Annotated in this window: 6 protein-coding genes; 5 read left to right on the forward strand and 1 reads right to left on the reverse strand. The window is 32.6% G+C overall.

Features of this window, described 5'->3' with window-relative positions; all coding sequences use genetic code 11:
- A partial coding sequence (locus tag F6K27_RS31805; protein WP_287279842.1) for a helix-turn-helix domain-containing protein occupies positions 1-103 on the reverse strand: 103 nt, incomplete at its 3' end.
- 446 nt (positions 104-549) lie between these two features.
- Here F6K27_RS31805 and F6K27_RS31810 point away from each other — a divergent pair.
- The 5 genes from F6K27_RS31810 to F6K27_RS31830 all read left to right on the forward strand — a co-directional run bounded on the left by F6K27_RS31810 (position 550) and on the right by F6K27_RS31830 (position 5,832).
- A complete protein-coding gene (locus tag F6K27_RS31810; protein WP_202218960.1) occupies positions 550-1,239 on the forward strand; it encodes an ATP-dependent Clp protease proteolytic subunit in 690 nt (229 codons plus the stop codon).
- Between the two features lie 37 nt (positions 1,240-1,276).
- Positions 1,277-1,873 (forward strand): ATP-dependent Clp protease proteolytic subunit, encoded by a 597-nt coding sequence (locus F6K27_RS31815; RefSeq protein WP_124144675.1) that lies wholly within the window; start codon positions 1,277-1,279, stop codon positions 1,871-1,873.
- Between the two features lie 286 nt (positions 1,874-2,159).
- On the forward strand, positions 2,160-2,795 hold the full coding sequence (locus F6K27_RS31820) for a DnaJ domain-containing protein (RefSeq protein WP_124144698.1): 636 nt from the start codon (positions 2,160-2,162) through the stop codon (positions 2,793-2,795).
- A 780-nt stretch (positions 2,796-3,575) separates the two neighbouring features.
- Positions 3,576-4,823, forward strand: a complete 1,248-nt coding sequence (locus F6K27_RS31825; RefSeq protein ID WP_287279839.1) for an FkbM family methyltransferase — start codon at positions 3,576-3,578, stop codon at positions 4,821-4,823.
- Between the two features lie 58 nt (positions 4,824-4,881).
- Complete coding sequence (locus tag F6K27_RS31830; RefSeq protein ID WP_287279841.1) at positions 4,882-5,832, forward strand: calcium/sodium antiporter; 951 nt, start codon at positions 4,882-4,884, stop codon at positions 5,830-5,832.
- The last annotated feature ends 752 nt before the right edge of the window (positions 5,833-6,584 follow it).

The following is a 6,584-nucleotide window of genomic DNA, read 5'->3' on the forward strand; positions in this document are numbered from 1 at the left end:
AGGCATAATTCCACACCTTTCTACAGACCGCCATCATAGAAGATATGCTGGCAATCTGTTCTTGAGAGGGGATTAACTTAAATTCGTAGGTTAGTGTTATCATGTCCCAATTGTATCATAATTCTATCTCAATCTATCTCAATGGAGTGCTTATTGTTTGCTTTGTCGCGATTCATATCCCGGTAAATTGGAGATTGTACCGGGAGTCCTCACTCGCTCCATTTTTGATAGGGAAAAATTTCGATTTGAATACATAAAAACTAGGTTTCTCAAAAAGTTAATGACAATCGAGCCTGTATCTCAACAAGAAACCCAATCTCTGCTAACTATATTACTCAATTAATATAATTAATGGTAAATACGCCATTTTTGCCAAATAATTATGGTAAAATCCACACCTAGACAAAAAAACTTATTTTTGTTACTAATATTTCAGAAAATTATAACTGAATTTAAGACCATGACTAATATCAATTATACCCGCTACAATAACTCTACAACACGCTAACATAATTTAAAGATAGTACAATTATTGCTAGGAATTATCTAATGAACTCACAAATAAAAGCAGTTCAAGCAGGGAGTTACTACGGAGACACCTCTTTTCGGACACCACCCCCTGATTTAGAATCTTTAATGTTAAAAGAACGAATCGTTTATTTAGGGTTACCGCTTTTTTCATCAGATGAAGTAAAAAGAAATGTAGGTATTGATGTTACCCAATTAATTATTGCTCAACTACTTTATCTACAATTTGATAACCCAGAAAAACCAATTTATTTTTATATCAATTCTACTGGTACTTCTTGGTATACAGGAGATGCAATTGGTTTTGAAACAGAAGCATTTGCTATTTGTGACACCATGAGTTACGTTAAACCACCAATTCATACAATATGTATTGGTCAAGCTATGGGTACAGCAGCAATGATTTTATCGGCAGGAACAAAAGGATATAGGGCTAGTTTACCTCATGCCACCATAGTTCTTAATCAAGCTAAAACAGGAGCTAGAGGTCAAGCAACAGATATTTCAATTAGGGCAAAAGAGGTTTTAGCTAATAAGACAACTTTTTTAAATATTCTTTCTAAAAATACGGGTCAATCAATAGAAAAGATTGCTAAAGATACAGATAGAATGCTCTATATGACACCCGAAATAGCTAAAGAATATGGTCTTATAGACCAAGTTTTAGCAAGTAGAAAAGAACTGCCAAAACCACTACCCGCTGCTGTTTAAGTTCTCAATAAAATCAAAAAATAAAAGGTCAAAAATTATGCCTATAGGTGTTCCTAGCGTTCCTTATCGTCTTCCTGGAAGTCAGTATGAGAGATGGATAGATATCTACACCCGTCTCGGTCAGGAAAGAATTATTTTTCTGGGTCAAGAAGTTACAGATGGACTAGCTAATAGAATCGTGGCCTATATGTTGTATCTAGATTCTGACGACCCAAATAAGCCCATTTATCTTTATATCAACTCTCCTGGTGGTTCTGTAACTGCAGGTTTGGCCATATACGATACAATGAAGTACATCAAATCAGATGTAATTACTATCTGCTTAGGTTTAGCTGCTTCTATGGGTTCTTTTCTATTAGCTGCTGGTACGAAAGGTAAAAGACTAGCTTTGCCTAACTCCAGAATTATGATTCACCAACCAATGGGCGGTACTCGTGGTCAAGCAACAGATATTGAAATAGAAGCTAAGGAAATTTTGCGTGTTAGGTCGCAGTTAAATAATATGCTTGTAGAATGTACGGGTCAATCTTTAGAAAAGATAGAAAAAGATACCGATCGAGACTATTTTATGTCTGCTGAAGAAGCAAAAGAATATGGTCTAATTGACCAAGTAATTGATGAACGTCAAAACTAAAAATTAGTAGTTAGTAGTGGCTTGACATACCTAAAAATGTTGCAATAGTAGGGGCGGTTTCCACGTTAAATTAAAGAGTATTAACCAATTAGATGAACCCGCCCCAACCCCAATAATCTAAGGCACAAAATTAGGTATGTCATTCCAGTAGGGTGAATTAAGTAGGTAGGCAAAATAGATTGAACAGAAATTTGTCTAAATTCTTGAGAATGTCCAAAATTAATGTGTAATTGATTTGACACAACTACTTAATATTCAGCCTACTTTATTGTCTGTAAAAAAAAATATGGATATTGCAGATTATTATCGACAATTAGGGTTAAATATAGGAGCTAGTTTGGGAGAAGTTAAGGCTTCTTATCGACGACTAGCACGGCTATATCATCCAGATGTTAACCCCGACCGGCAAGCTAAAGATAAATTTATTGCAGTTACAGAAGCTTACAAAATCTTGTTGAAAATTGCTCCTACTCAAACAGAATTACCATACAATTATACTGTCAAATCAACAAAAAATAATTCCAAACCAGAAACTAAATCTCCACAAACTTCGCCCTCAAAGCAAACAAAAGTTAAAGTAACTCGTAAGTCGAATCAACAGAAAAGTGAATCCCACTTATCGGAAGCAGAAAAACAACTTAAGCAAAATTATTATTTACATTTACAGCAATTATTAAAATATAAAAGATATCCTCGAGCGATCGCTGTAGTAGAAGGTTTGGCTCAAAGAATGCCTCAAGATTGGGAAGTACGACAATGGCAAGCGATCGCCTATCAACGTTGGGCACGTCACCTCATTGGAGAAAGGCAACTGGATAAAGCTAGAAACTATCTTAAGAAAGCACTCAAAACAGACCCTCATAACCGTGCTCTCTGGTCTGAAGTAGAGCGTGATTTTCGTCAATTAGAAAAAATTTATTAATTATTTGCATATTCGACCAATAGTTGTATAATGTACCAAGTTTTTTTATTGGATATATACACGAATATTTATTGATAGTCATTCCAGTTAAGATTGAGACAAAGGTTTCTTACCTTGAAAGAGTTTCAGCTAAAAAAGTGTTCCAGTCTTATTCAAAATGACTATAGTTTTTGGTTAAGATAACTATCCTAGTTTGGATTGTATAGCAGGCAACAGGGAGAAAAACATTTCCTTGTATAAGACTTATCATCAGCGAACCTATCCCACTCTTTTTAACAGGGTTATTTGATTAAGTAAAATTTGTTTGAAAACCTTGATTTTTCGTTTTTAACTCTCAAAATATTTAGGGTTTTTAGCAAAAATCTTATTACTGGGATAGACTCGCATAAGTCAAACACCAACTCAATATTTGTTATATGAAACATATTTGAGAAAAAGGGAGCATAAAATAGGTTTAAAGTAAAGGTTTCAAGTTTTTTCTCTAATATAATTGTGCCTAAATTTTATCCAAGTAACTTAGTATTGGTATACACATCAAAACTAATAATAAATTAAGAAAAAGGGGGCAGAGAATAGGCTTAAAGGTTTCAAAATTTTTTCTCTAATATCCGTGCCTAAATTTTCTACAAGTGACTTAGGATTACTATACACATCAAAACAAATAATCTATATTAATTAATAGGTTCATATTCCTTGATTTTGACAATATTAGGAGGAAACAAGAAAAAATATTTAACCTATTCTGTTTAAAAATCAAAAAAATTATCAAAAAAACTAACAATGACAGACATAAATCAAGCTTTCCAAAAAGCTATAAATCTACAAAAAGAAGGAAAACTAAAAGAAGCAGAGTCAATATATATTGACATACTCAAGTCTGATAGTAATCATGTACCCACCCTAATTAACTTAGGTTTAATAGAGCAAAACCAGGGCAAACTAGATGAAGCAAGTCAATTCTATAAATATGCTTTTTCCATAGAGCCAAATAATATATCTCTACTTTATCTCTTAGCCAAAATTACACAAGAGTTAAATCAATTAGACGAAGCTATTATTTATTGGCAAAAATTAGCAGAACTCAAACCAGATTCTGCCCTAGAATTTTATGGAAATATTGGTAATAGTCTAGTTCAACAAGGCAAATTTGATCAAGCACTAAATTACTTTCATCGTGCCTTAGAAATATCGCCCAAAAGTTTTCAAGCTCATCAAGCGATCGGTAATTTACTAATTAGACAAGATAAACTTTTGGAAGCTAAATCAGAATTCAGTCAAGCACTAGAAATTAATCCTAATTATCAAGTAGCTAAAGTTTGGTTAACTTTAGTTGATAAGTTACTTAAAAGAGACAATCTAGTTTCATTCAATTATCAAAACACCCCCATAAAATTTGAAATAACAGGAAAAAATCTAGCAGTAGAAATTGCTCATGTTGGTGGTAATTTTTATGAATTAGCCCAGCTAGAGTCGATCAGACAAAACTTAAAATCATCAAATCCAGTTATAGTTGATATTGGAGCAAATACAGGGAATCATTTAGTCTACTTTGCCAAATTTATTCAGGCAGCAAAAATCATTCCCATAGAATTTCATCCAGAAATTATTGCAGCTTTGAAGAGGCATATCTCAATTAACCAAGTCGGCAATATTGACTTATCTAAATTAGGCTACGCTATTGGTAAAAATCGTGGTAAATATTTCATAAAAGAACATCCTGCTAAAGATTTATTTTTAACAGAAATTGAAAATAAAATTATCAATGGTCAAGAATTAGTAGTTGTTCCTTTAGATGAAATAATTACTGAAAAAGTAGACTTCATCAAAATTGATGTACAGGGCAAAGAAATAGATGTGTTGGAAGGATCAAAAAATTTGATATCTAGCTATCGACCTGATATGTTAGTTGAAGTTGCCAAAAATAATATCAAGGATTTTAGGAAATTTTTAGCAGCAGTAAACTATCAAATAGTTAAAGCATTCGATCATGGAAGATATGTCAACTTCTATATTAAATATACTCACTAAAACTTCAATTTAGATTGGCGAAAAATATATAATATATGTAAATGGAAAGAAGAAACTAATGCCAAACTTAATTGTCTGGATAGTAATATTTATAGTCAGCTTATTCGTTCTGATTAAAGCTTCTGACTTCTTTACAGATGCAGCAGAAAAAATAGGTATATCTTTAGGAATTTCTCCTTTTTTAGTAGGGGTAACAATAGTATCAGTAGGAACCTCTCTACCAGAGTTAGTATCATCTATTATCGCTGTATACCAAAACTCCTCTGAAATTGTTTTTGGTAATGTGGTTGGTTCCAATATTGCTAATATTTTCTTGATTATTGGTACTGCATCATTGATCAGCAGTCCTTTAAGGATACAATATGAACTAATTAATGTAGATTTACCACTATTTGTTGGTTCAGCTTTTTTATTAGGTTTAACAGTTTTAGATAATAATTTTTCTAAAAATGAAGCTATTATTTGTATTTTGGGATATGTTGTCTATGTTTTATACACTATTAGTAGTGGTAAGGAAGAACAAGAGTTAGAAAAAGATGGAAATAGAAACTCAAAGAAAATTTTACCAACCAAACAAATAGCCATTTTGGTTATTAGTTCATTATTTGTATTTTTGGGTGCAACTTATACAATTGAATCAGTTACTAAAATCTCTAAGATACTCGATATTGCTAAGGAATTAATTGCTTTAAGTGCAGTTGCTCTTGGTACTTCATTGCCAGAGTTAATAGTTACTATTTCTGCTGCTAAAAAAGGGCACCCAGAAATTGCTGTAGGAAATGTTTTAGGTTCTAATATTTTCAACTCATTGATGGTACTAGGAATACCAGGACTAATCGGCAATTTAGAAATTCCTAAAGATCTTATTGGTGGTGGGTTATTGGTTTTATTAGCAGGAACAATTATGTTCTTTTTTGTCACTCAAGATAAACAAGTAACTCGTTGGGAAGGATTAATATTTTTCCTATTCTACGGGTGGTTTATTGGCAATATATTTGGGTTAGTTTGACATCCTCCGAACTTCAATACTTGAATTTGTAATTCCTGGAACAATAGCGAGTAATATTATGTTCGGATGAACAGTTATAAATAATTAGGGAGGAGTCTGGAGTCTGGAATCTGGACGGAGAAAGAAGGTATTTAGGAGAAGAATTTTTTTTATCAATAATTAAACGGACATGGTATAGTAAAAGTTTTAGTTATACACTAATCACAAAATTATTTTCTCTTAATACAGATATTCTATTGGGACTTTACACAAAATAGAAGTAGAAAATAAGCTCAAATATAGACAGGAAAAGGCTTTTACGTCAAAAAGGCATAAATCCTTAATTACCAAGAGTTATAGGCATTTTTATCGCATTGACGTAATTCCCTTATCTAGATTGACTCTCAGCAATTTTTCTACCTAAAAATTTTTAATATAGCAATGTGCGCTGGCATATTTACACATTATTTTTTGTAGACCTGTTCTAGACTGCACTTTGAGCTGGACATTGTAAATACCTGAGCGCACATTGCTATACCAATTTGAAAAAAGAATGTTACAAATAATTGGGAGCGATTTGCTGAGGCAACGCTCCGCGAACAGGTAAATTTATTTATCTATGTCTGTAGTACTAAAACCCACATTTTGTGCGACAAAATGTAGTATGCAAAGATGGTAAAAGTTGAGTAAGTATTTAGACTGATAGCATGGTGTAAGAAGCGATCGCAAATCATCAGTTGCCGGAACTTACCTTACCAATAGACATCTCCAAA

It is taken from the genome of Okeania sp. SIO2F5 (genome assembly GCF_010692685.1).
GTDB classification, from domain to species: Bacteria; Cyanobacteriota; Cyanobacteriia; order Cyanobacteriales; family Microcoleaceae; genus Okeania; species Okeania hirsuta.

What these genes read in the sequence shown, in the direction of transcription:
- F6K27_RS31815 (WP_124144675.1), top strand. Translation starts at nt 1,277, where the DNA reads ATGCCTATAGGTGTTCCTAGCGTTCCTTATCGTCTTCCTGGAAGTCAG.
- F6K27_RS31830 (WP_287279841.1), top strand. Translation starts at nt 4,882, where the DNA reads ATGCCAAACTTAATTGTCTGGATAGTAATATTTATAGTCAGCTTATTC.
- F6K27_RS31825 (WP_287279839.1), top strand. Translation starts at nt 3,576, where the DNA reads ATGACAGACATAAATCAAGCTTTCCAAAAAGCTATAAATCTACAAAAA.
- F6K27_RS31820 (WP_124144698.1), top strand. Translation starts at nt 2,160, where the DNA reads ATGGATATTGCAGATTATTATCGACAATTAGGGTTAAATATAGGAGCT.
- F6K27_RS31810 (WP_202218960.1), top strand. Translation starts at nt 550, where the DNA reads ATGAACTCACAAATAAAAGCAGTTCAAGCAGGGAGTTACTACGGAGAC.